This window comes from Bacteroides sp. NSJ-48 (assembly GCF_014287405.1).
GTDB classification, from domain to species: domain Bacteria; phylum Bacteroidota; class Bacteroidia; order Bacteroidales; family Bacteroidaceae; genus Bacteroides; species Bacteroides stercoris.
This window is the reverse complement of the sequence record NZ_JACOOD010000015.1, coordinates 50,963-75,620: the sequence shown is the minus strand read 5'-3', so window position 1 is coordinate 75,620 and position 24,658 is coordinate 50,963. Positions and strand designations below refer to the sequence as shown.

The following is a 24,658-nucleotide window of genomic DNA, read 5'->3' as shown; positions in this document are numbered from 1 at the left end:
GATTATGAAACGGAAAGTAAAAAGTATCAGAAAAACAATGTGGGGCGTGTACTGGAAGCTCCACGACAAACGGAAACGGCTGGTGGCAAGGCTCAAAGGGTATCTGGACGGTTTGCCGCCGGAAACACGCCGCCGCATCGTACTGGGGATGCTCGCCGCCTTCGCGGTGCTTGCCCTCTACACCTTCGGCAGAGCCGTCTATGACATCGGCAGGAACGACGGCTTACGCATGGAAACGGGACACGCCGGACGGGTGGAACTGCCGACCCCGGTGGAAACTGACAATCACTTAACACCTTATTTATATGGAACAGACGAAGAATGAACCGACGAAAGAGAACAAAGCCGCTCCCGACACGGGAAAGCCGAAAAAGGGGCGCGAACCGCTGACCGAGGCGCAGCGGCTGAAACGGCAGAAGATGATAGTCCTGCCCGCTATGGTGCTGGTGTTCATCGGGGCGATGTGGCTGATATTCGCCCCGTCCTCCGGCAAGGAGCAACAGCCGGGAACAGACGGATACAACACCGAGATGCCCGACGCGGACAAGGCGAACCGGCAGATTATCGGCGACAAGTTGAAAGCCTACGAGCATGGGGAGATGGAAGAGCGTCTGGAGAGCCGCAACCGTGCCATCGGGCAGCTGGGCGACATGTTCGACCGCGAGATAGCTGGAACGGAGGACGGGACGGACTTCGACCTCGCCAATCCGGGCGGCAAAGAGGAAAAGGCACAGCCCGCCACGCCGCAGACCATCCAATCCTCCGCAGCCGCCTACCGTGACCTGAACGCCACCCTCGGCAACTTCTACGAACAGCCGAAGAACGACAATGCCGAGATGGATGAGCTGTTGGAGCGCATCGCCTCGCTGGAGTCGGAACTGGAAAGCGAGAAGGGCAGGACTTCATCTATGGACGAACAGGTGGCACTTATGGAGAAGTCCTATGAGCTGGCGGCAAAGTACATGGGCGGTCAGAACGGAGGAAAGCCGGAACAGGCGGCAGAGCCTTCCACCGTGCAGAAGGGAAAGAAGAACACGGCGACACCCGTAAGGCAAGTGACCCGCCAAGTCGTTTCCTCCCTTGCACAGCCCATGAGCAACGCGGAGTTTGTCGCCACCTTCTCGCAGGAGCGCAACCGGGGGTTCAACACGGCTGTCGGCACTACAGAGGTATCGGACCGGAATACCATCCCGGCATGTGTGCATGGTGCGCAGAGCGTGACGGACGGACAGACGGTAAGGTTGCGCCTGCTGGAGCCTATGGCGGTGGCGGGCAGAACAATCCCACGCAATGCAGTGGTGGTCGGCACGGGCAAGATACAGGGTGAGCGGCTCGACATCGAGGTCACCTCGCTGGAATACGATGGCACGATTATCCCGGTGGAGCTTGCGGTCTATGACACGGACGGACAGCCCGGTATCTTCATCCCGAACTCGATGGAGATGAACGCCGTCAGGGAGGTCGCCGCCAACATGGGCGGCTCGTTAGGGAGCAGCATCAACATCTCCACCAATGCCGGGGCGCAGCTCGCCTCCGATTTGGGCAAGGGGCTGATACAAGGCACGAGCCAGTACATCGCCAAGAAGATGCGAACCGTAAAGGTGCATCTGAAAGCCGGGTACAGGGTCATGCTCTATCAGGAAAAGGACTGAAAACAACAATCAATCAAAAAAACATTTACCACTAAAATCCAAAAGTAATGAGAAAAGTAATCATCATGTTTGCCCTCGCTATGGGCATCGCAACTGCCAACGCGCAGGAGAATGTAACCGTTGAAACGACCAAAGGAAGTGAACAGCCGACCTTGACGAAGGAGGTCTATCCGCAGAAGGAGGCGGACGGCGACCTGTATCACGGTCTGTCGCGCAAGCTGACCTTCGACCGCATGATACCGCCGCACGGACTGGAAGTGACCTATGACAAGACCGTCCACGTCATTTTTCCGGCGGAGGTGCGCTATGTCGATTTAGGCTCGCCCGACCTGATTGCCGGGAAAGCCGACGGAGCGGAGAACGTCATCCGCGTGAAGGCTACCGTGAGAAATTTTCCCAACGAAACGAATATGTCCGTCATCACGGAGGACGGCAGTTTCTACACCTTCAACGTGAAGTACGCCGCCGAACCGCTGTTACTCAACGTGGAGATGTGCGATTTCATCCATGACGGCAGTACGGTGAACCGCCCGAACAATGCGCAGGAAATCTATCTGAAAGAGCTGGGCAGCGAAAGCCCGATGCTGGTGCGCCTTATCATGAAGTCCATCCACAAACAGAACAAGCGCGAGGTGAAGCATATCGGCTGCAAGCGTTTCGGCATCCAATACCTGTTGAAAGGCATCTACACGCACAACGGCTTACTCTACTTCCACACGGAGATAAAGAACCAGAGCAACGTGCCTTTCGATGTGGACTACATCACTTGGAAAATCGTGGACAAGAAGGTGGCGAAACGTACCGCCGTGCAGGAGCAGATCATTCTGCCGCTCCGTGCGCAGAACTACGCCACTCTCGTGCCGGGCAAAAAAAGTGAGCGCACGGTCTTCACGATGGCGAAGTTCACCATCCCCGACGACAAGTGCCTCGTGGTGGAGCTGAACGAGAAGAACGGCGGCCGTCACCAGTCCTTCGTGATTGAGAACGAGGATTTGGTACGAGCCAGCACCATTAACGAACTTCAAGTGCGCTGACCATGAGAAAATACATCGCAATAATCATCGCGTCGCTTGCCCTTTTCACGGGGCAGGCGCACGCCCAGCGGTGTCTGCCGAAGATGCATGGCATCGAGGTAAGGGCGGACATGGCGGACGGTTTCAATCCCGGTGGCAAGGACGGCGGCTACAGTTTCGGGGCGTCTCTTTCCACCTACACGAAGAGGGGAAACAAGTGGGTGTTCGGTGGCGAATACCTCCTGAAAAACAATCCTTACAAGAACACCAAGATACCCGTGGCGCAGTTCACGGCGGAGGGCGGCTATTACTTCAAGATACTGTCGGACGCTCGAAAAATCGTGTTCGTCTATGCCGGGGCTTCGGCTCTTGCCGGATATGAGTCGGTGAACTGGGGAACGAAGGTGCTGCATGACGGTTCTACGCTGCACGACCGGGACGCCTTCATCTACGGCGGCGCGCTGACGCTCGATGTGGAATGCTACGTGGCAGACCGTATAGCCCTGCTTGCCAATCTGCGGGAGCGTTGCCTTTGGGGTGGCGACACGCGGAAGTTTCACACGCAGTTCGGGGTCGGTATCAAGTTCATCATCAACTGACACGGGCATGGAAAGGACGGAAATAGATGCTGTCAGAAGGATGCCGCTTACGGATTTTCTCGCACGGCTGGGGCATGAGCCTGTTAGAAGGAGCAGTAACGAGCTGTGGTATCTTGCCCCGTACAGGGGCGAGCGCACACCCTCTTTCCGTGTGAACGTGGCGAAACAGCTCTGGTACGACTTCGGTTTGGGCAAGGGCGGCGACATCTTCACGCTTGCCGGGGAGTTTCTGCAAAGCGATGACTTCATGAAGCAAGCGAAGTTCATAGCGGAAGCCGCCAATATGACGGTTGCCGGATGGGAAAAGCCCGCCTATCTCCCGAAGCCGACCGAACCCGTCTTTGAGGATGTGGAGGTCGCTCCGTTACTTCGCTCACCGTTGACGGACTATCTGGCGGAACGTGGCATACCCATCGCCATCACATCCCGTCACTGTTGCCGTCTGAACTACAGTGTGCGTGGAAAACGGTATTTTGCTGTCGGTTTCCTGAATATGGCAGGTGGATATGAAGTCCGAAGCCGATTTTTCAAGGGGTGCATCCCGCCAAAAGATGTGTCTTTGGCAAGGACGAAGGAAATCCCGGCTGACGAGTGCCTCGTGTTTGAGGGCTTCATGGACTTTCTCTCCGCTGTGACGCTTGGCGTAACCGGTAACGCTGACTGCCTTGTTCTGAACTCTGTCGCCAACGTGGAGAAGGCGGCGGAATTGCTGGACGGCTACGGGCGCATCGGATGCTTCCTTGACCGTGACGAAGCCGGACGGCGGACGCTTGACGCTCTTGCCAAACGGTATGGGGCGCGTGTCGCCGACCGTTCCTCCCTCTATGACGGTTGCAAGGACTTGAATGAGTACCTGCAACGGACAACGAAAAAACAGAAAAACAATCATCTAAAAATCGAAGAACAATGAACATACTGAACAACAGAAACAAGAGTACAAACATCTTTAAGGTGGTGGCGTTATGCCTGATAGCCGCTGTGTCATTCACCCTCGTGTCGTGCGATGACGACATGGACATCCAACAGTCCTATCCCTTCACGGTGGAGGTCATGCCCGTGCCGAACAAGGTGACAAAGGGGCAGACGGTGGAAATCCGCTGTGAACTGAAAAAGGAGGGCGACTTCGCTAACACGCTTTATACCATCCGCTATTTTCAGTTTGAGGGAGAAGGAAAGTTGAAAATGGATAACGGCATCACCTTCCTGCCCAACGACCGCTACCTGCTGGAGAACGAAAAGTTCCGCCTGTACTACACGGCGGAGGGCGAAGAGGCGCACAACTTTATTGTGGTGGTGGAGGACAACTTCGGCAACTCCTTCGAGCTGGAATTTGACTTCAACAACCGGAATGTAAAGGATGACGGTTTGACCATCGTTCCCATCGGCAACTTCAGCCCCTTGCTGAAATGATGCGTGTATTCATGGTAATGCTCTGTTCGCTTATGGCGGTCTGTTCCGTGTCCGCACGGATCAGCCGCCGAGAGGGAATGGACGGGCAGGCGGCAATCTACCGTTTGCCACTTTTCGAGAGGGCGGTGTGCTGCACGAAATATTTTGAGGGCTGGCACTCGGAAAAACACCACCCATACGTGGGTTGGGGTCACAAAATTCTGCCGGACGAAAGATATTCGGCACGAACCATGACGAAGCGGCAGGCGGACGTGCTTCTGCGGAAAGACTTGCGGAAGTTCTGCGCGATGTTCCGGCAGTTCGGGAAAGACAGCCTTTTACTCGCCACGCTTGCCTACAACGTGGGTCCATACCGGCTTTTGGGTAGCAAGACAATCCCCAAAAGCACCTTGATAAAGAAGTTGGAGGCTGGCGACAGGAACATCTACCATGAATATATTGCTTTTTGCAGTTACAAGGGAAAACGCCATGCCATGCTGCTCACACGGAGAAAGGTGGAGTTTGCGCTGCTGTATATCCCGTGATTGATGCAAAATTCGTAAAAAAAATAATTACCTCTGTTTTATAATTCAAGAGCAGGGGTAATTATGTATCACCTCAATATTACTTTAGTTGTATTATTTTATGATAACATTTTGTCATTCAGTATAAAATGCCTAATTTTGCGTCCAAAGACAGAACAATTATGAATAATAAATTAAATATAAAAATAGAACAATTAAAGAACATCAATAATATTGAGTTAAATCTACCAATAGAAACAGGACTTTATGCTATAACTGGAGCTAATGGAACAGGCAAAAGTACTATCATGACAGTCATTTCTAAGGTTGTACGTAACTCTGCATTCAATGTTTTTCAACCTCATGATTATTCATCTAATAGTAAAATCACAATATCCTATGATGGAAAAGAAAATTCTTGGACAAAAGCCAGTAGAGGATGGAGTTGTAGTTCAACTGATATAATATCTCTAAAAGGTTTTTATGAAGGTAGCATAATACATGGAATGCGTTTTATAGATGCAAATTATGATACATTACTAAAAGCTGAAAGAGTTAATAATACAATTTTAACTGATGCAGATTCGTTTGTTTCGCGCAATTTAAGTTATATTTTGCATGGAAATTATGATTTCTATACAAATCTTAAACGCATTAAAAATAGAACATTAGCACAACTTAAAGCGTTCAAAGGAATTCCATATTTCATTGAAGGAACTAATGGAATAGTTAATCAGTTTTGTATGAGTGCAGGAGAAAATATGTTGATTAGCTTATTGCATATGTTGAATGTTGTCATTGTTCGCCCTGCAAAGTCTGAAGATGTACGGCTTATATTGATAGATGAAATTGAATTAGCATTGCATCCATCTGCAATCATGAGGTTAGTTGATTTTTTGCAAAAATTGGCTACAGAGTATAATCTTGCTATATATTTTTCAAGTCATTCAATAGAATTACTTAGGAAAATAAAGCCTTCAAATATTTTTCATTTACAAAAGGAGTTGGATAATATCGCTATTGTAAATCCATGTTATCCATCATATGCAACACGAGATATTTATCAACATTCGGGATACGATTTTCTTATTTTAGTAGAGGATGTGTTGGCTAAATATATATTGGAGAATATAATTGATGAAAATGCCTTGTATAAAAGTAAATTGATTAATATTCTACCAAGTGGTGGTTGGGAGAATGTGTTAAAAATGCAAGATGATATTTGTAAGTCAAATTTAGCAGGGGTTGGAACAAAAGTATTAAGTGTTCTTGATGGTGATGTAAAACCGGATTTTGAACAACTATATAAGCAAAAGGGATTATATACTAATTTAACAATAAATTTTCTGCCAATACATAGTTTGGAAAAATACCTACATGAAAAAATTATTGTAAATAAAGATGCTGATTTTTTCAAGGAAATAGGTGACCGTTTTTTCAAAGTTAAATCACTAAAAGAAGTGGTGGATAGTTTAATCAAAAAGAATGACGACAAGGCGTTTTATAATTACCTCATTAAAAACTTAAAAGAACAAGGAATAGAAGAAAATGTATTTGTTCAAAAAGTTTGTGAAATGATATATCGAAAGGAAGATATGTCTAAACTACTAACATTCTTACAAAAAACATTTCAAAATTAAAATACTTAATGATTATTTCGGAAAAATCCGATGAAGCCGCCAACTTCATTGGATTTTCCGCTTTTCATACATTCGGGATTGTTCCCGTGTCTATCACGCCACCGTCCCTGCAATGCTCAATGCTACCGGGCGTAAACCCCATGCTCCCAATTGCGATGTGGCTAATATAGTCCGCATACTCCTGACCTTGAAAATTCCTTCCCGTAAGGTTTCTGAAAATCATCTTTATGCTTATGCCGTCGTTGCTGTGCAAGATGATTTTTCCGTTCTGTCTGATTGCTTCCATGATTAAAACTTGTTTTTGTAAATTGTATCACAGATTGGAACTTGGGCTTTTTGCTACTTTTGTGCCGCCCACTGCTCACTGACAAAAGTAGCGGGCGGCGATTTTACCGCCCGTTCCTCTTCTTAAAAGCGTGTGTAAAGTCCCGTCACCATCGTGAACATTTCCTCCAGCATATCAAAATAGATACCCTCGTGTACGGCAATGTCCTTCGTCCTGCACTCGAATGTCTTTTTGCTGAATGTCCTGCGGTAGAAGCGCATATTGTAGAGATCTGCCCCCGCATCATAGATGATGTCAAGGCGGTTGGCACTTGTCTTGTTCCTTGCAAGGCTCATCCGTAAGCCGTTGCCCATATTGATGTAATCTCGGCTACCTGTCATGGCGGTAAAGCGTTTTCCACCTATCTGCTGTAATATCGTCTGTGCTATCATATTCGTTGTTTTTAGGGTTTTAAGTGCTGGCGGTGCGGACACCGCCAACTTGTTCAAAATTCTCGCATCTCGGCAATGGGTGTCTGCCGTTGCAGCCACTCCTTCACACACTCCATATTGTACTCGCTCGTGATGACTGCCGTATGGCTGTCGGTGGCGGTGAAACGTGTGCTTTCGTAATCATCTATCCACCCTTTGAGGGTGTCCGTTCCCCACGCTTGGGCATCGTCAAAGATACCGTCCAATGCCGCGATAGGTTCGCTGAATTTGACTATCAGCGTTTGATAGGTCGTGTTCATCGGTTGCCCTCCTTTCCCTGCTTTGCGTTCAGCCACTTGTTCCTTGCGGTTCGGCACTCGTCCAATGTGGGTTTGACACAAGTGAACAGTTCTCCGTCCGTATGGCGGTAGTCGTACTGCACAAGTGTCCGCTTGCGTCTGCCGATACCCGATTGGAAACGCTCATATTTCTCCGTCCCTGCTTCCGTACAGGTGCTTACTCCGTTGATGGTCATTCGTGTTGCCATAATGTTGCTTTTTAGATGATTAAAAATGTACTGACAGAACTCTGTTCTTCATCACTATTTCGGGGTTGCTCGTGTAGCGTTGGTGCAGGTAGAAATGGTGAGAGCCGAAGCCGTAAAGGAAAAACTTGTCAAGTTCGTGCTTCTCGGCAAACTCCTTTACGCTCTTTCTTAATCCCTCCTCACTTGTTGAGAGAGTGAGGAGATTTACAAATTCAAGGAACAAGGTGGGGATTTTATCGTCCCACACACAAATCATGCTTTCGATTCTTACTTCCATATCAATGTTGTTTTAGGGTTTATGCTATGCCGCTTTCATCCGCTCACGGATAAGGTTGGCGTTCTTGTTCACAAGGTCTATGATGCGCTCGTGGTATTCGGTGTCTTGGTTGTACTTGCCGTGGCACTGCACCACCTTGAGTGTCCGCAAATCCACCTCTACGGTTTCAATTATCTCACCGCCAATCCTTGCCGAGAGTATGAGGGTGTCGGCTTTCTTGTAGTATTCACTGCCGAACACGCAGATGTTCTGTGCCTTGCCCTCGCTGTAATACTCGTCTATGCTTTCAAGTACCTTGACGATTATTTCCTCGTCAGTGATTACCAATCCGAAGAATTTGGATTTGTTGGCAATGAAATCCTCCGCATCTTTTTCCCTTTGCAGTTGCCGCTGTTGTTCACGCTCACGCCTTTCAATCTCCCAGCGGCGGCGTTGTTCGGCCCGTTCCTTCTCGTGTATGGCTTCAATCTTTCGAGTTGCGTTGTCGTGTGCCGCCATGAAATCTTCGGGGCAGATGTTCTTCGGGTTGCGGAGGTCTTGACCGAGTTTGTTGAGCATACGCAGATAGTCGCACCACATGGAGAAGTTGTCTATCCGATACTTGTGACGCTTGGCAATCAGATATGATGCCCAGCATTCATCGGCAGTACGGGCATTGAAAAGAAAGTGTTTCATGACCTCAATCTCATCGCCTTTCATAAGGGTTTCAATTCTTGGGTCTGAAAGCAAGGCTTTGAAAAGACGCACGGGGGAAATGCCGTGGAAATCGCCCTTGAAGCCGTTGCGTCTGAGTTGGGGTAATACCCTCATCTTAGGATATGCACAGCTTCTTGCCACAACATCATCGTATAGGCTGTTGTGCGGTCTTATCTCCATCGCGCTGCACAATGCCCATACATCGCAGTAATAGAATGTGAAGCCACGGAGCAACGCCATGTCCGTAACCTTACCGTCGGGTGAAATCCAACGCTGCACAACCTCGTGGCAATAGAAGTGCATCGGCTCGCCTTTCCTGCTCTCGCATCTGACCTGCGCCACACGGATTACCTGATAGCCTTTGCAGGTGGTTATCACGCTGAAATACTGCGTTTCCTTGTAGATACGTTTGCGTGTGTCCTGCACTTTGAGTTTGGCATAGCATTTGGGGCAGGTACAGCCTTCAAGGGTGTCGCACAGTACGCTGTTGCTGTACCACTCGTGACCGCAGTCGGAGCAGGTAATGTTCCCTTTCTTGGTGCGGTAGCCGATATGTTCAATACAGTGGCGGTATGCCCAATCTATTTGTGTCGCTGATATGGGGCGAAGGTTGGCTGAAAGTCTTGCCACCTTTTTCTGTATCTTGGTCTTCGGTTTCATAAGCCTAAATCAAATAATGAGGGTTGGGATTGGGTTACTTTTCTCGCTGGCGGTCTGTTGCGGTTTTGCAACTTGCGGAGTTCCTCCTCTTGGTATCTGCGAGCTGCGTTCTGACGTGCCTCCGCCTTTTCCTCTTCCGTGAGTTCCACAACATGGTTCACCACCACTTGGCAGTTCATAGGTTTGCCCACCTCTATCTCGTTTTCCTCATAGTAGTGGATGGCTTGCCCGAATATCTCTCCGTCCGTGAAGCCGCTGCAACCGCTTTTCTGCACATAGTTCAGAATGTGGGTCACGCACTCGTCTATGTTTTTGGCAGGGTTGCGGTACTTCTTCGCAAAGAGCGTATCTTCCTCCGCCCGCTGTTCCAGATACATTTGTATCGTTCTTTTGAAATGGTCTGTTCCTTTCATATCGCTGTCGTTTTTAGATTGTCTGTTTAAGTCTCTCTCTCCAATAGGTCGGCTCTACCTCGCTGAGAAGGAAGTCCATGAAGTCCCTCCGTGTGTCCTTGTTCAGTTCGTGGTACAATCTTCGGAAAGTTTCAAAATTACCGTTGATGTACGTTTCCACCATATACACGAAGATGTTGTCCACCTCGTAATATCTGCACTGCTGCGCTACCGTCTTGCTGTTTCTCTTTGCCATGTCGGTAAGGGTTAAAGGGTGAATAACCAAAGGATGAAGCCGAAGTAGGCAATGGTGGAAAGGATAGCCACGATTACACCTATCGCCACTCGGAACACTCCGTTTATAATCTCTCTGATGATGTCCCAAAGGATGCCGAACACCCCGAAGGCGGTGCGCATCATCAAGCCGCATATCGCCAACCCGATGTATTGCGCCACTTGTCTGAAATTTGCCGTTGCCGTCATATCTTCGCTGTTTTTGATTTTTTTGTTTTTTATGCGGATTCAAGAGCTGAGGGAGTTGAGTTTCAAACTATCTTATCTGCCTCTCGTTTATCCGACATTTTTTTTATGCGTCTTTCTGTCGCATCGGTCGTTTTCGTTTCGGGTGCTTGAAAAGGTAGGGATTAGGGAATGCAAGGTTTTTCGGGGAAATACTACCCGAAGGGCTGGAGATTTCCGCAGAAAACAGGAGGCTTGACCTTGCTTTCCCGTCCAATCCCGGAATTACCTTTGCGCCCTGAACGAAAATGACTGACTGATGCGGCTCACTGAAAGGCGCAAAATGGAGGTAAACGAAACCAGAGGCAGATTGGGTAGAAAAAACTTCAGGGGAAAATCCGTAAAAAAGGAATCACCAAAAGGAAAAAGACATCACCGGAAGCGTGAAAAGGGCAAACCACAACAAAGGGAGTATGATTGTTTTCCGATCCGACGGGACTTGTCCAGCCGGGTGGCAACAATCATTCTTCCCGGATTGCCCGCTGTGTGTGGCCGCTTGTTTCATTTATGGGGCAGGCTGACACTCTCTGCATTCACTTTCCGCTTCCGGCACAAAAAACAGCTAAAAAAGAAAAATCATCTGGTAGCCCGTAAAAGCACCTCTTGGCATAGACGCAAAAGAAAGGGGCATTGCTTCATCAGTCTAAACATCGTTTAGGCGTGAGGCAATGCCCTTTTCTCTGGCTATGCGGTAGTCGGCACACGTTTGTTCTAAACTCGTTTTGGGCAATGGTGTTCCGACGAACAATACCGCTTTTACGGAAAAACTAATGAATGAGGTGATAAAAAATCCGGGAGTTTATATCAAAATCTCGGATAAAATAGCTACTTTTGCATACAAAGAGTTCTTTGAAGGTTACGCGACGCGCAGAAGGATAATGCAGTAGATAACTAACTAAATCGTAACCTATTACTATCAAGAGCAATTAACCTACGCTCATTTTCAATAAATTACACTCTTTTCGTAACTTCCAATGGCATTAATAATAATAAATTTGATTATCATGAGGGACATATGTTTCTAATAACCCCTCAAGATTGCCATTCTTTTGATATTCATACTACTACAAAATTCTTTTTCATTCGTTTTAATGATATATATATTCATTCTGGTTTCTTTGGAACTAAAAATATTAAGAACTTAGAATTTATTCTTCAACATGCCAATCATCAACCGGGTTGTATCTTAAAAAACATCACGGATAAACCGCTTATAAAGTCTATAATAGAAGCTCTTATAAGAGAATATGTAAATCAAGATTTGTATAACAAAGAACTGATACAACAATTAATAAATACATTGATAGTCATCGTTACTCGTAACATAGCCAAGTATCTGCCTGAAAAGATTGATGAACGTTCAGAGGAAAAGACATTAGATATTTTGCAATATATCCAAAACAATATATATAATCCCGATAAAATAAAGGCAGACACTATTAGCCAGCATTTTGGCATCTCGCAAAATTATTTGGGGCGCTATTTTAAAAAGCATACAAATGAAACAATGCAACAATACATCATCAAATATAAGTTGAAGTTAGTAGAAAACAGATTATTGCATAGCGAAATGAGAATCAATGAGATTGCTGCTGAATTAGGCTTTACAGATGAAAGCCACTTAAACAAGCTATTCAAAAAATATAAAGGCGTCATACCCTCTGAATTTAGGAAAAGGAATTTATGACAACTATTTTGTTTTCACTGATTTATCCGTAAATTTGCACTGTTAAGATAAAATTCATGCTAAATACAGAAAACATACAATCACTTATTGATAGCGGAGAAGGCTACAATGTAGAATTTAAGGTTCGTGTTCCTTCAAAGGTGCGTGAACTGACAGAGGAAATATGTGCTTTCGCCAATGCAGACGGAGGATATTTGCTTATTGGAGTAGATGATAACGGACAAGTGGTAGATACTAACTTAGAAAACGATAAGCGTTCTGCTATTCAAGGTTCTATCAGCGAAATATCTCCTGCACTCCACTGTGAATTGTATTCCGTAAATATTGTGAATAAAACTGTTTGGGTGATTGATGTTCCGTCCGGCAAGGATAAACCTTATATATTCTCCGGTTCTATCTATGTCCGTGAGGGGGCAAACTCACAGAAACTTCGCACAGCCGAAGAAATGCGCAGCTTCTTTCAGGAGTGTAACAAAATCTTCTTCGACCATATACCCTGCCATTGGTTCAATATCTACACAGATGCAGATGAACAGATGATTAAGGATTTCCGAACAGAAGCAAAACTAAGTCCATCCACACCCGACAAACAAATATTTGAAAACTTGGAACTGTTTACCGAGAATGGAACGGCAAAGAACGGTGCAGCGATGTTCTTCGGCAAGCAACCTGAACGAAAGTTTCCACATGCTATCACAAGGTGTGTTCTTTTCAAGGGAACGAATAAAGTCTATATTATAGATGATAAAACATTCGGAGGTTCATTGTACCAGCAATATCTACAGGCTATAGCTTGGTTAGAAAGTAAACTGCAAGTAGCCTATAAAATAGAGGGAACAGGACCAAGAGAAGAAATTTGGGAAATACCTCTGACCGTATTTAAAGAAGCCATTATAAACGCTCTGTCACATCGTGATTACTATGAACAAGGTGCAAGCATTATGATAGAAATGTTTGACGACCGGGTAGAGATTTCCAATCCCGGAGGACTTCTGCCTATTGTAGCTAAAGATTTCGGGCATAAAAGCATGACACGTAATCCGCTAATTTTCGGTTTATTTACCCGTATGCACTTGGTCGAAAGAGTTGCATCCGGTATTCCTCGTATGCAGGAAGCCATGAGGGAAGCAAATCTACCCGAACCGGAATTTCATACGGAAGGGATATTTACGATAGTACTCAAAAGAAAACACGGTATCATGAGTGATACAGTAAATGATACAGTAAATGATACAGTAAATGAGAAGAAACAGGAAGTTCTTAATTTACTGAAAGAACATGCAGGATTAAATGCTACAGAAATAGCACGACAATTAAGAAAGAGTGTACCGACTATAAAACGATATTTAAGTTCTTTATCTAAGCAAAATCTGATTGAATTCAGAGGAGCACCTAAAATAGGAGGATATTATTTAAAAGAATAATAATTAGCACACCCTATATTGAGAAATACAACCCAAAATTATCGCTAAATAAACAAAGCGAATAATTAAAATATATTTTATATAACTTTGCAAGAAAATAAAGATTATGGCAGAAATCGAGAAACAAATAAAGGAACAGGAACGTTGGAGTGAACTTTTACTAGACCAAACATTCAGAGAAAAGTCTCCCCGACAAACTTTTGATGGAAGAAATCCATTTGAAGGGGATTATGGACGGCTAATATCAAGTTCACCTATAAGACGCCTTCAAGACAAGACACAAGTCTTTCCCTTAGAACAAAGTGATTTTATACGAACCCGATTAACTCATTCACTCGAAGTTTCGTATATAGCTAGTTCAATTGGGTTAAGTATCGAAAAATTCTTGCTAGAACAAAAATATATAACAGAAATTTATAAAGGACATATTAGTTCTCTATTACGGGTTAGTGGACTTATTCATGATTTAGACAACCCTCCTTTTGGACATTTTGGCGAAGAAGCAATAAGAAGCTACTTTGTTGATTTCTTTAATGAAGAAGAAAATAAGAAAGGATTGGGAAATCAGGAGATACAAGATCTTACAAATTTTGATGGTAATGTTCAAACATTTAGAATATTAAGAAAGTTGCATTTCTTCAAAGATGAATACAGTTTCAATTTAACATATCCTTCTTTAGCGTGTATCATAAAATATCCGCATTCTTCAATTAATGGCAATGAAGGAAAGCTGGCTAAACATGTTGCTTTAAAAAAATTTGGATATTTTGCATCTGAAAATAAGGATTACGAAGAAATATCTCAAGTGCTAAAATTGCAGAATAAGAGACACCCTGTAACATATTTATTAGAAGCAGCAGATGATATTGCTTTTAGTGCAGCAGATATTGAAGATGGAGCAAAGCTAGGATTGATTGATTTTGAAATCATCAAAGCCACATTTAACAAAAATCTTAAACAGAACAAGGACTTGTTGGAAGAATTGGACAAACTGTATAATCAGTTTCAATCATTCAATAATGAAAAACTTTTTTTAATTGTTCAAAACTTTAGAGTACTTACTCAAGGACGAATGATTGGAGCAGTTATTGAATGTTTTAAAAAAAACTATGACACAATAATGGATGGTAGTTTTCCCTATGAATTAATACTAGCTTCTACTGCTTCAGATATTAGAAAGGCGTACAAAGAACTTCAGTTGATAATTTTCGACAATAAGAAGATTATGAAAACAGAAATAGCTGGCTGGGAAGCATTATATGGATTATTAGATATATTTATTCCTGCTACAAAATCTGACAATTTTCAAACAAAAGGCAACAACAAAGAATCTAGATTGTATAAACTAATATCATCTAGTTTTCGTTTTATATACGAAAACTATAATAAAGACGAAAATGTTAGTAAACAATATAAAAAATATCAACTTGTAGTTGATTATATTGCAGGTATGACTGATTCATATGCTCTAGATTTATACCAAAAATTAAAAGGAATAAAACTATAATGCTAAAGCCTATATCTGATTATAATTTATTCAAACTTAACTTCAAGAAGGAATTTTATTCTTTCTTGGAGTCTTACCCTATATTTAAGTTTTTTCTGTATGAAACGCTTGTTGAAGGGACTGCTTATGTTATAGGAGGATATTTAAGAGATATAGCTAATAAAAAAGCATCAAGAGATTTAGATATAATTTTCAATCTTCCTTCAAATCGTTTAATTTCAATATTGACAAATTCAAAGTTAAAATTTAATATCAACAGAATGGGAGGAGCCAAAATTGATCTTTGTGATTATCAAGTCGATTTATGGAGTTTTGAAAACAATTGGAGTTTTAGGAATAATTTAGTCAAATTGAACGAACAATATATTGTTGAAAATATAGCAGAAGGATGTTTCTATAATTTTGACTCACTCGTTATGAACATAAATAAACTTGAATTATGTTCTAAATACTACAATGAATGTGTTGAGAAAATGGAATTAGATATAATTCAAAAAAATGACAACTATAAAAAACTCAATCCAACAATTGAAGCTAATATTCTACGTGCTATATTTCTTCATATAAAATACGACTTGCAATACTCTCAAAACTGCAAAGATTATTTACAAAGAAGACTTTTTCATTTAAAATATCAATATCAAGAGTTTGCATATCACATTATTGCAATCAAACGAAAATACCCCAAATATGATCATGAACTGAGTGATGAGGTTCTAATAGATAACATTAAAAATATAATGAAAGATAATCCTCAGCTATCTCTATTTCTATGACTCCATACTAACTAATTATAAATTAGCATGAATACAATATCATAATATTGCTTATATGCATTAAAGTATAAAATATTTAAGGCATAAGAATTACCAAACACAATATAAATATTATCTTTGTGCTCAGAAATCGTACCCAAGAAACAAACTGATGTCGAACGGTGCAAAGCTGTGAAAACCTTATTCAAGGGACTAACATCGTGATAAAGATATAACTTATTGAGAAATAGTGCCATACAAACCGACTTTCGGTTGCTGGTGGCACCACAGAAAAGAAAAGCAAAACAACGTAAAATCCTGATTTTCAATAAAAATCAGGATTTTTTTATTTTCCCCCAAAACGCAAAAAAGTGCGGTTTATGACCGCCTTTGGTGGAGCAGGAGGTGGAGCAAACAGGTGTTCCAAATATCTCCACCTTAAAAGAGCGTTTTTCGCTGATTCACAATATTTTGCATAGCGTCAAAACGGGCTCAGATTCCTACATTTGTCGAACTAATTGTTTAACTTAAAAGTAGGAGAAAATGAGACGAGATTCATTCAATGTGCTTTTCTTTATCAAGAAAACCAAACTGCTGAAGAACGGAGAGGCTTCGGTATGTATGCGTATCACAGTCAATGGTGCAAGAGTAGAGACAAACATCCGCAAAAGCATTGAACCTGTGTCGTGGAACCAGGCAAAGGAGTGCGCGAGGGGCAAAAGCCGCAAATCCACAGAGCTGAATAACTACATCGAAGAGAGCTGCATCAAACTCCACCGAATTTATACGCAACTCGAAGAGAATGGGGAACTTATCACAGCCCGAATATTGCAGGAAAAGTTCTTCGGGGTGGACAAAAAGGTGGAGCAAGTACGCACCATCATCGGCACAATGCGTGAGCACAACGAGCAATGCCGAGCATTGGTAGGTAAAGATTTTGCCCTAATAACCGTAAGAGGCTACGAAAGTTGTACCCGCTATCTCTCAGAACTTCTCAAACTCAAATACGGGCAGGAGGATATTCCAATTACCGAGGTGAATGGCGAATTGGTACGAGCCTTTGAGTTCTACTTAAAGAGCGAAAAGAATTGCCAGCAGAACACCGTTATCCGCTATATGAAGTGCTTGAAGAAGATCATCAACCTTGCACTTGCCAACGAGTGGATAGAGAAGAATCCATTTGCGGGCATTAAGTTCCATGAGAAGGAGGTTGTGCGAGAGTTCCTGACGATGGACGAATTGATGCGTATCTATCAAAAGGAGTTTGATATGCCTTGCCTTGGTGCGTGATGTATTTATCTTTGCCGCCTTTACGGGCTTGGCATTTATAGATGTTCAGCAACTCGCCGCCGAGCATATAACGAAAGATAATAACGGACACTACCGGATTCGCAAGACACGCCAAAAGACGAATAATATGTGTAACATTCCACTATTGGATATTCCGATGGCTATTCTCAAAAAGTACGATAATCACCCCACTTGCATTAAGCGAGGAGTGCTGTTACCTGTGCCCTGTAATCAGAATATGAACAGCTACCGTGCGCCCGTAAAGGTTGCGTAATGAATGTCTCTTTAGCAAGAGACCAGACTAGGTTCTAAGTCTACTCCCAACCGACTTATCCGTAGGGAAAACCCAATGGGGAGTGTCGCATGTCGGTTGCAGCATGGCCGCTTTAATTGCCAAGGGCGAGTGCATCGCTGGGGAGAAAGACAGGCACGAGGATGAAGCCTATACTAGTTGAATGATAGTTCAGTGGGGCATGTTGGACCTGTGACGCAAGGCAGTTGTATTGTCACACCGTAGCACTTCGACTTTTCAGGTACGGAGGGGAAGCATAGAACATCGCTACGGCACAACCGCAATAAGCGGAGAAAAGAACGAAAGTCGCATCCGACAGTCTGTCGCGCTAATAGTCATTACGAAACTAAACGGGGATTTCCTAAGTCGGGATGCCTATGAAAACATGGGCTATGTATGAAGATACTGAATACCCGATATGGAAACGGAGCTTCCGTAGTAGTCCGAGCAAGGTAACGCCTTGTACATGGCCAAGGGAAGCAGTTGTCAACTTAATACAAACTAAGGAAAACGTGTGAGACGTATGAGAGATCCACAGCAAGTATTAAACGCTTTATGCGAACATAGTAAAGATTCGGATTACCGATATGAAAGGCTCTACCGAATTCTGTTTAATGAGGAAATATTCTTCATAGCCTATCAGCGTAAATATGCCAATCAAGGTAATATGACGCCCGGCAGCGATGGTAGAACCATCGACCGAATGAGCATTGACCGCATACAGAAAATAGTGGCAAGTCTGAGGGATGAATCTTATCAGCCCCATCCTGCCCGTCGAGTATACATTCCTAAAAAGAATGGAAAGAAACGCCCGCTAGGCATTCCCTCTTTTGAGGATAAACTCGTGCAGGAAGTGGTACATATGATTCTGGAAGCCATTTACGAGGGACACTTTGAGGACACCTCGCATGGTTTCCGTCCAAACAGAAGTTGCCACACTGTATTGAGAGACATTAAGGTTACATTCAAAGGGACGCGATGGTTTATTGAAGGTGACATAAAAGGCTTCTTTGATAATATTGACCATAATATTATGATCGATATCCTCAGAGAACGCATCTCCGATGAACGGTTCCTGCGTTTAATCCGCAAATTCTTAAATGCAGGCTATATGGAGAAATGGACATACAACAATACTTACTCGGGAACACCACAAGGTGGCATCATCAGCCCTATATTGGCTAATATCTACCTTGATAAGTTCGACAAGTATATAAAGGAGTATGCCGAAAATTTCAATAAAGGCAAAGGACGGAGGCTAACCTGTGAATATCAACGTAATCGGAATAAGAGAAATGCATTACGATGGAAACTGGAAGACGAAACGGATGAAAACCGTAAAGCTGAACTGAAATCAAAAATTGCCCGGCTGCGCAAGCAAATGTTGGATATTCCAGCAACAAGGGACATGGATGATACATTCAAAAGATTGAAGTATGTAAGGTATGCTGATGACTTCCTTATTGGAATGATTGGCAGCAAGGAGGAATGCAAGATTGTCAAAGCCGACATTACGACTTTCATGAGAGAAAAGCTCAAACTGGAGATGTCGCAGGAGAAGACTTTAATCACCAATGCACAAGAACCTGCAAAATACCTTGGATATGAAATCATGGCACGCCGTTCTATGGATCATACACGCACACGGAGTGGGCTACAACGCCGTCCGTGGCTGGGAACAATTGTGTTGAATGTATCTTACGAAACCGTACTTAAGCGCCTTCAATCCTATGATGCCGTGCGTATCACACAAGTTAATAGGAAAGAGACTCTTAAGCCTTCGTCTCGTAAGTATATGGTAAATAGACAAGACGCAGATATTCTGGCGCAATACAATCTTGAATTGCGGGGATTCTACAACTACTATTCCATTGCGGACAACATCAGTTATTGGGGGTGGAAGTTTAATTATTTCATGAAGTACAGCATGCTTAAAACGCTCGGTCGAAAACACAAAAGAACCGTCGGACAAATACTCGAAAAGTATAGGGACGGGACGGATGTGGTTATCCCTTATAAGGATAATAAAGGAAACGAGAAACAAAGAGTATGGTATAACGGTGGGTTCAGATGCAAACGTTTCACAGACATCTATGAGGATAACCATTACGACAATATACCGAACACGATGTATCTTCCTGCCCCCACACTTGTGGAAAGGCTCAAAGAGAGCAGATGTGAACTATGTGGAAAAATGGGAGACCTTGTGATGTATCACGTACGTAACATCAATCAACTGAAAGCTGATACAAGATGGAATACCATGATGATTAAACGACATCGTAAAACATTAGCGGTCTGTCACGACTGTGATGCATTAATCCACAAAAGCTATGGAAACTAGAGTTATGTTGACAATGGAGAGCCGTATACATGGAGACATGTACGTACGGTTCGGGGGCAGGTTAGTGGAAACTTACCACCGCAAGGTGGCAAAGCGCTGCTAGCCTACTGAAAGAAATTGCTGATTTATGCGGTATTAAGAAGAATCTAACCACGCATACCGGACGGCATACATTTTCGACTGTTGTCGCTTTAGCTAACAATGTATCATTGGAAAATGTAGCCAAAATGCTCGGTCATACCAATACAAAAATGACACAACGATACGCAAAAGTATTAGAACAGAGTATTCTCCGAGATATGCAGAATGTACGAGAAAATTTCTCTCCTAAAACCACCTAAAGATGAAAACGGCTACCCAATTCATTCGGACGGTAGCCGTTTTTCCATCTTCATCATATTAAAGACTAAAGAGAATAATCTTCTATATTATAGGCAGAACGAAACCTATCTTCCAAAACTTTCCTAATATCCGATTCACGAAACAGCACTTTGCCCGGAAGTTGGATAAAAGGGAAAATACCATCATCCCGATAATACTGTAAAGTCCTACGGCTGATTTTGAGAATAGAACAAAGTTCTTCGCTTGTCAGATACCGTTCACCCTCAAACATGGGCTTGTTATTCTTCAATGCATATTCTATATAAGGTAAAGCCCTATCTAACGATTGCAATAATTCTTGGCTATCTTCATTCGTGTATAAATCCATAAGCAATTATTCTTTAGTGGTTACTTTTATTCTACCTGAATCCAATAGTTTTTGTACTTCGGCAACCTTATAATATACTTTCTTGCCAACGGTCGAAAAAGAAAGTTTGCCGTTCTCACGCAAAGACTGTAATGTTCGCAAAGGAATATTTAAGGAAGCTGCCAATGTCTTGCCCTCTATCCATTCTTTCTCAATACATATATCTGAGGAAGACAAAGAAATATTATCTGCCAATGATACAATCTGTTCCAGCTTCTTTCTAAAAGAATCGAAGGAAACTCTTTCTATTGCTACTATATCCATATATAAACTACTTTTCAAAATTCATTTTCTTTTAAAGTAAGTTTTTCAGAACTTAAGATGAAACATTGACAAAGGTAAGTTCCGTATTTAGCCTGTTCAAGTCCAAGCCTTCGGTTTAGATAAAAATCTTCCTCTCATTGCATTCGAGCGTATTTTTATCTAAAGACTTGCACAGACTAAATACTTCACTGGAAAAGTCAATGATTCAAATTAAATTCCGAAAAACAATGTTTTCGAAGGTGGCAAATTAGGTTATTCCTTCCAGCTTTCAAAATAGTGCTTTTGCAGTAGTTTGTCAATATCACTTTGCCGATAGATGATTTTACCTTTTATCTGGATGAAGGAAATTAATCCCGTATTTCGCCATTCTTGCAAAGTTCGTAAATTGACATTCAGTTTTTTAGAAACCTCATGATTGGAAAGAAAACGTTCTCCGTTTAGGTGGGGCTTATAGTGCTTGACAATTGATTCAATACTGTTCAGCATTGAATCGAGCGAAGAAATAAACTCTTTGACTTGTGGTGCATCTTTATTTATTAATTCCATGATTGAAAGATTGTTTTATTGAAATATTGATTTCAAGATTGCTGGATAGCTAATCAGTTGAATGACTAGCTGGTTGATTGACTAGTTACGCAGATAGTCACCCAGTGATGAAAGGTTAAGCACATCTTTCACTGGATCATAATCTATGTAAATCCGTTTAGGGGCAGGAGCAATAAAATACAGGCTACCTTCTTTCTGTATTTCATATGTGGCGGGTGAAGCCTGTTTGGTAGTTTCCGATACATAGATAATAGAGAGAAGATAATCTTTGTCGTTCCGATAAATAATAACCGTAGGATTCAGATTAACGCTTTCCCATGTGCCGACAATGGAAAACAGGTTAAAGGACGGATAATCTTCTTTAGTTCTTTTCATAAGGCATGATTTGTTTGGGTGATTGATTCTGTGTTTCGCTATCTGCAATAATTCTTTCAATATCGGAAGATTTATAATAAATCTTGCTCCCTATTTGAGAATAAGCCAGCCGTCCGCTACTTCGGTAATATTGCAGCGTTCGTTTGCTAAAGCCTAACAACAGACATACTTCCTGACTATCCAGCCAGTTTTCAACTTTTTGGGTATGAGTGCTGCATAAACTTTCTATCCGTTTGGCAAACTCCGTGAACCTCTCGCAGACAAACGAGAATGTTCTTTTTTCGATGGTTACTACTTCCATACTTTCATTTTTAAATGGTTTATAAAACGTGTTGATTCTTTATTTCACCAGCAAATGAAAGAAGAATCAAAAGCCGTTTTCTAAACTGTCTGAAAGTGGTAGGAAGTGGTTATAACTGGCTGGATAAATGAAGATAGAAATTATATACTGTGAACATACAAGATGTTAAAATTGCCAATTTTATACTTACTACTAAGTAAATTGCATATATTTGCGTCATGAATGATACAAGAAGTGAAATAATACGGTTAGGAAGTGAATTAATTCGCTCTATTGGCTACAATTCTTTTAGCTACGCAGACATATCTAAAGCGTTGAATATAAAGAATGCAGCTATTCATTATTATTTTCCTTCAAAGTCGGATCTGGGAGTAGAAATAATAAGGAAAAATCTGAATGCTTTTAATGAGCTAACTAGAACATGGGAAAGTTTGGATTATAAATCGCAGTTTTCCAATTACATTCATATGCATGATAGTTTTATCAATAATTATTGGGTTTGTATAGTTGGCTCACTTTCACCATCTTATGACACTTTACCTGAAAACATGCAGAAAGAATTGCAGGGATTGGTAAACACGATTCTGAAATGGCTTACAGCTTTATTAGATAATGGTTTAAAAAACAATGCTTTTTCATTTGCGGAAACACCAAGAACAAAGGCTTTTATGGTTCATTCCGCATTACTATCTTCTTTGCAAATGAATAAAGTATTAAGAAATGATGTGTATAAATCAATACAGGAAGGATTATTAAATATCTAATATTTTTTTGCCTTAAAGACTTACTTACTAATAAGTATATAAATTTATAGAAATGAAAAAGATTGATTTTTTAAGAGAACAGATTATCGAATCGAGGAATTTTGTAAATCGTTTGATTTCCGAAATACCACAAGATTTATGGTACACAATTCCTCAAAACACAGATTCAAATTTTGCTTGGCAAGTTGGACATTTAATGATTAGTCAAAACTTCCATGCTATCACATGTATCACAGGAAGAAATACTAAAATCACAGAATTAATTCCCATCGTTGATTATGTGAAAATCTTTAATGGTATGGGAACCCTACACAGGTCGGTAGAAAAAAACTTGATCCCAACATATGAGCTAAAAGAACAGTTCGATACCATTCACGAAATATGCATAGATAATTTATCACAATTAAATGATGATATATTATTTGAGCAATTAGAACCTATTCCGTTTAAACATCCGGTAGCTAATAATAAATATGAAGCATTGTCTTGGTGCTTCAAACATGAAATGTGGCATAGTGCAGAAATGGAAGAACTAAAGCGTATGCTCGGCTATCCTATCAAATGGCTATAAAGATAGTTGTATCTTAAATACAAGAAATGGTAATAAAAGAAACAGGCAAGCTATTGTTTATTCTAATAAAGTGACTATATTTGCATACCATACCACATGGTATGTATTTAAATTATGAAGAAAGTAGATAAAAAGCAATGGTTCGTGACAGGACTAACAGTTTTGGAAAAAGAAGGATTTGCAAAAATCACGATAGATAATCTATGCGGATTATTACAAATCACCAAAGGTGCATTCTATCATCATTTCAAAAACATAGACGGCTATGTGGATGCATTGATGAGGTATTGGTTGGAAGTAAACACATTTGAGTTTATTCGTGAAGTGGATAAATTGAACACTCCCAAAGAACAACAGCAGAAATTGGCTGATATGGCAGCATACGCTTCTATCCGAAACGAAAGTGTAATACGGGCGTGGGGGTATTCCAATCCAATTGTACGAAATTATGTAGCGCAAGCGGACTGTATCAGGTTGGAGTATGCAAACAAACTGAATGAAGCAACTGGATTGGATGCTAAACAAGCAATGGATTTGGCGATAATACAATATTCCATGCTGATTGGCATGCAACAAGTTTGCTCGGATCTATCAGCAAAACAGTTTAAAGAGTTGCAGGATATGGTTATCAATAAATTTAAAAAGCAGTAAGATGAAAAATATACCAACAAACAGCTTGATTGAAAAGTATCTTCCTGCCGATTATGTGGATTCTTATTCAAGAGAAATAGTTTGTAATCAGAAAATAACACCTGAAAAATTTCGTAATTTAGCTTTTAACCAACTTCCTAAATGGATAGATTGGTTAATGAATTTACGAAACGCTATTGTAAAATCATTGAGATTGGATACAAAGAGTAGATTTACAAATATGGTGTCTGATAAAAATGAGCATGAAGAGATTTTTGGAGTGCCTGACAGCCACTTGGATTTTCATGTTTCAATGTGGTGTAGTGAGTATAAAAATGGCAAACAGGAACTTAAGATTACAACTATTGTGAAATATAACAATAGGCTTGGACGAATGTATTTTTTCTTTATTAGACCATTTCACAAAATTATCATTTACTCTCTATTGAAACGAATAAAGAATAAATATGAAAGGCAATAAACAAGAAATATAACGCATGTTCGATTATTTATGCCAAAATGGAATCTTTCAGATCAGAATATATATAATCTTCTC

31 protein-coding genes and 3 pseudogenes are annotated in these 24,658 nt (G+C 42.0%); 20 read left to right on the top strand and 14 right to left on the bottom strand.

What is annotated here, in order from left to right; all coding sequences use genetic code 11:
* Positions 1-37 precede the first annotated feature (37 nt).
* The 8 genes from H8S52_RS09315 to H8S52_RS09280 all read left to right on the top strand — a co-directional run bounded on the left by H8S52_RS09315 (position 38) and on the right by H8S52_RS09280 (position 6,817).
* Positions 38-325 carry a TraL conjugative transposon family protein gene (locus H8S52_RS09315; protein ID WP_002560975.1) on the top strand — a complete coding sequence of 96 codons (288 nt, stop codon included), beginning with the start codon at positions 38-40 and terminating at the stop codon, positions 323-325.
* Positions 306-1,652, top strand: coding sequence for a conjugative transposon protein TraM (gene traM / locus H8S52_RS09310; RefSeq protein ID WP_002560974.1), 1,347 nt, complete (start codon positions 306-308; stop codon positions 1,650-1,652). The genes H8S52_RS09315 and traM overlap by 20 nt, the downstream gene beginning before the upstream one ends.
* 47 nt (positions 1,653-1,699) lie before the next feature.
* Positions 1,700-2,686, top strand: coding sequence for a conjugative transposon protein TraN (traN, locus tag H8S52_RS09305; RefSeq protein ID WP_002560973.1), 987 nt, complete (start codon positions 1,700-1,702; stop codon positions 2,684-2,686).
* 2 nt (positions 2,687-2,688) lie between these two features.
* Positions 2,689-3,264 (top strand): conjugal transfer protein TraO, encoded by a 576-nt coding sequence (locus tag H8S52_RS09300; protein ID WP_008764729.1) that lies wholly within the window; start codon positions 2,689-2,691, stop codon positions 3,262-3,264.
* A gap of 7 nt (positions 3,265-3,271) precedes the next feature.
* On the top strand, positions 3,272-4,174 hold the full coding sequence (locus H8S52_RS09295; protein ID WP_002560971.1) for a toprim domain-containing protein: 903 nt from the start codon (positions 3,272-3,274) through the stop codon (positions 4,172-4,174).
* A complete protein-coding gene (locus H8S52_RS09290; RefSeq protein ID WP_002560970.1) occupies positions 4,171-4,674 on the top strand; it encodes a DUF3872 domain-containing protein in 504 nt (167 codons plus the stop codon). Before H8S52_RS09295 ends, H8S52_RS09290 begins: the two co-directional genes overlap by 4 nt.
* Positions 4,671-5,198, top strand: a complete 528-nt coding sequence (locus H8S52_RS09285; protein WP_002560969.1) for a hypothetical protein — start codon at positions 4,671-4,673, stop codon at positions 5,196-5,198. The genes H8S52_RS09290 and H8S52_RS09285 overlap by 4 nt, the downstream gene beginning before the upstream one ends.
* Positions 5,199-5,359: 161 nt before the next feature.
* The gene (locus H8S52_RS09280; protein WP_002560968.1) at positions 5,360-6,817 is read left to right on the top strand and encodes an ATP-dependent endonuclease; all 1,458 of its coding nucleotides are present in this window, start codon (positions 5,360-5,362) and stop codon (positions 6,815-6,817) included.
* Positions 6,818-6,881: 64 nt separating this feature from the next.
* Here H8S52_RS09280 and H8S52_RS09275 read toward each other — a convergent pair whose 3' ends face one another.
* The 9 genes from H8S52_RS09275 to H8S52_RS09235 all read right to left on the bottom strand — a co-directional run bounded on the left by H8S52_RS09275 (position 6,882) and on the right by H8S52_RS09235 (position 10,568).
* Positions 6,882-7,103, bottom strand: coding sequence for a hypothetical protein (locus H8S52_RS09275; protein ID WP_004356138.1), 222 nt, complete (start codon positions 7,101-7,103; stop codon positions 6,882-6,884).
* A 122-nt stretch (positions 7,104-7,225) separates the two neighbouring features.
* On the bottom strand, positions 7,226-7,534 hold the full coding sequence (locus H8S52_RS09270) for a hypothetical protein (RefSeq protein WP_002560966.1): 309 nt from the start codon (positions 7,532-7,534) through the stop codon (positions 7,226-7,228).
* A gap of 53 nt (positions 7,535-7,587) precedes the next feature.
* Complete coding sequence (locus H8S52_RS09265; protein WP_306425397.1) at positions 7,588-7,890, bottom strand: hypothetical protein; 303 nt, start codon at positions 7,888-7,890, stop codon at positions 7,588-7,590.
* The gene (locus tag H8S52_RS09260) at positions 7,830-8,060 is read right to left on the bottom strand and encodes a DUF3873 domain-containing protein (protein ID WP_002560964.1); all 231 of its coding nucleotides are present in this window, start codon (positions 8,058-8,060) and stop codon (positions 7,830-7,832) included. Before H8S52_RS09260 ends, H8S52_RS09265 begins: the two co-directional genes overlap by 61 nt.
* A gap of 19 nt (positions 8,061-8,079) precedes the next feature.
* Entirely contained in the window at positions 8,080-8,337 is a 258-nt protein-coding gene (locus H8S52_RS09255) for a hypothetical protein (protein ID WP_002560963.1), read from the bottom strand.
* 24 nt (positions 8,338-8,361) lie between these two features.
* On the bottom strand, positions 8,362-9,693 hold the full coding sequence (locus H8S52_RS09250; RefSeq protein ID WP_002560962.1) for a PcfJ domain-containing protein: 1,332 nt from the start codon (positions 9,691-9,693) through the stop codon (positions 8,362-8,364).
* A complete protein-coding gene (locus tag H8S52_RS09245; RefSeq protein WP_002560961.1) occupies positions 9,690-10,106 on the bottom strand; it encodes a PcfK-like family protein in 417 nt (138 codons plus the stop codon). The genes H8S52_RS09250 and H8S52_RS09245 overlap by 4 nt, the downstream gene beginning before the upstream one ends.
* 13 nt (positions 10,107-10,119) lie before the next feature.
* Positions 10,120-10,341 (bottom strand): hypothetical protein, encoded by a 222-nt coding sequence (locus H8S52_RS09240; RefSeq protein ID WP_002560960.1) that lies wholly within the window; start codon positions 10,339-10,341, stop codon positions 10,120-10,122.
* 11 nt (positions 10,342-10,352) lie between these two features.
* A complete protein-coding gene (locus H8S52_RS09235; RefSeq protein WP_002560959.1) occupies positions 10,353-10,568 on the bottom strand; it encodes a hypothetical protein in 216 nt (71 codons plus the stop codon).
* Positions 10,569-11,234: 666 nt separating this feature from the next.
* Between H8S52_RS09235 and H8S52_RS20155 the strand changes: the two are divergent.
* From H8S52_RS20155 to H8S52_RS09200, 8 genes and pseudogenes are all read left to right on the top strand, one after another.
* Positions 11,235-11,424 (top strand): annotated as a pseudogene (locus H8S52_RS20155) (hypothetical protein).
* A 195-nt stretch (positions 11,425-11,619) separates the two neighbouring features.
* Positions 11,620-12,291 (top strand): AraC family transcriptional regulator, encoded by a 672-nt coding sequence (locus H8S52_RS09230; protein ID WP_186909693.1) that lies wholly within the window; start codon positions 11,620-11,622, stop codon positions 12,289-12,291.
* A 56-nt stretch (positions 12,292-12,347) separates the two neighbouring features.
* Positions 12,348-13,715: a helix-turn-helix domain-containing protein gene (locus H8S52_RS09225; RefSeq protein ID WP_186909692.1), complete on the top strand. Its 1,368-nt coding sequence runs from the start codon at positions 12,348-12,350 to the stop codon at positions 13,713-13,715.
* A gap of 106 nt (positions 13,716-13,821) precedes the next feature.
* Positions 13,822-15,222: a dGTP triphosphohydrolase gene (gene dgt / locus H8S52_RS09220; RefSeq protein ID WP_186909691.1), complete on the top strand. Its 1,401-nt coding sequence runs from the start codon at positions 13,822-13,824 to the stop codon at positions 15,220-15,222.
* A complete protein-coding gene (locus H8S52_RS09215; protein ID WP_186909690.1) occupies positions 15,222-15,998 on the top strand; it encodes a hypothetical protein in 777 nt (258 codons plus the stop codon). The genes dgt and H8S52_RS09215 overlap by 1 nt, the downstream gene beginning before the upstream one ends.
* A 522-nt stretch (positions 15,999-16,520) precedes the next feature.
* A pseudogene (locus tag H8S52_RS09210) lies at positions 16,521-17,517 on the top strand (phage integrase SAM-like domain-containing protein); the annotation flags it as partial.
* A gap of 565 nt (positions 17,518-18,082) precedes the next feature.
* A complete protein-coding gene (locus H8S52_RS09205) occupies positions 18,083-19,903 on the top strand; it encodes a reverse transcriptase/maturase family protein (RefSeq protein ID WP_186909689.1) in 1,821 nt (606 codons plus the stop codon).
* A gap of 89 nt (positions 19,904-19,992) precedes the next feature.
* Positions 19,993-20,244 (top strand): annotated as a pseudogene (locus H8S52_RS09200) (tyrosine-type recombinase/integrase); the annotation flags it as partial.
* Positions 20,245-20,309: 65 nt separating this feature from the next.
* Here the strand turns inward: H8S52_RS09200 and H8S52_RS09195 are convergent.
* The 5 genes from H8S52_RS09195 to H8S52_RS09175 form a co-directional block, all read right to left on the bottom strand.
* Positions 20,310-20,612: a helix-turn-helix domain-containing protein gene (locus tag H8S52_RS09195; protein WP_118317723.1), complete on the bottom strand. Its 303-nt coding sequence runs from the start codon at positions 20,610-20,612 to the stop codon at positions 20,310-20,312.
* Between the two features lie 6 nt (positions 20,613-20,618).
* Positions 20,619-20,915, bottom strand: a complete 297-nt coding sequence (locus H8S52_RS09190) for a helix-turn-helix domain-containing protein (protein WP_021939650.1) — start codon at positions 20,913-20,915, stop codon at positions 20,619-20,621.
* A gap of 252 nt (positions 20,916-21,167) precedes the next feature.
* Positions 21,168-21,461: a helix-turn-helix domain-containing protein gene (locus H8S52_RS09185; protein ID WP_186909688.1), complete on the bottom strand. Its 294-nt coding sequence runs from the start codon at positions 21,459-21,461 to the stop codon at positions 21,168-21,170.
* A gap of 81 nt (positions 21,462-21,542) precedes the next feature.
* The gene (locus tag H8S52_RS09180; RefSeq protein WP_065762709.1) at positions 21,543-21,836 is read right to left on the bottom strand and encodes a DUF3876 domain-containing protein; all 294 of its coding nucleotides are present in this window, start codon (positions 21,834-21,836) and stop codon (positions 21,543-21,545) included.
* A complete protein-coding gene (locus H8S52_RS09175) occupies positions 21,823-22,137 on the bottom strand; it encodes a helix-turn-helix domain-containing protein (protein ID WP_186909687.1) in 315 nt (104 codons plus the stop codon). The genes H8S52_RS09180 and H8S52_RS09175 overlap by 14 nt, the downstream gene beginning before the upstream one ends.
* A 218-nt stretch (positions 22,138-22,355) precedes the next feature.
* Between H8S52_RS09175 and H8S52_RS09170 the strand changes: the two genes are divergently transcribed.
* From H8S52_RS09170 to H8S52_RS09155, 4 genes are all read left to right on the top strand, one after another.
* On the top strand, positions 22,356-22,901 hold the full coding sequence (locus tag H8S52_RS09170) for a TetR/AcrR family transcriptional regulator (protein ID WP_186909686.1): 546 nt from the start codon (positions 22,356-22,358) through the stop codon (positions 22,899-22,901).
* 52 nt (positions 22,902-22,953) lie between these two features.
* Positions 22,954-23,472 (top strand): DinB family protein, encoded by a 519-nt coding sequence (locus tag H8S52_RS09165; RefSeq protein ID WP_186909685.1) that lies wholly within the window; start codon positions 22,954-22,956, stop codon positions 23,470-23,472.
* A gap of 114 nt (positions 23,473-23,586) precedes the next feature.
* Complete coding sequence (locus H8S52_RS09160) at positions 23,587-24,123, top strand: TetR/AcrR family transcriptional regulator (protein ID WP_186909684.1); 537 nt, start codon at positions 23,587-23,589, stop codon at positions 24,121-24,123.
* A 1-nt stretch (position 24,124) separates the two neighbouring features.
* Positions 24,125-24,583 carry a DUF2867 domain-containing protein gene (locus H8S52_RS09155; RefSeq protein ID WP_186909683.1) on the top strand — a complete coding sequence of 153 codons (459 nt, stop codon included), beginning with the start codon at positions 24,125-24,127 and terminating at the stop codon, positions 24,581-24,583.
* Positions 24,584-24,658 lie beyond the last annotated feature (75 nt).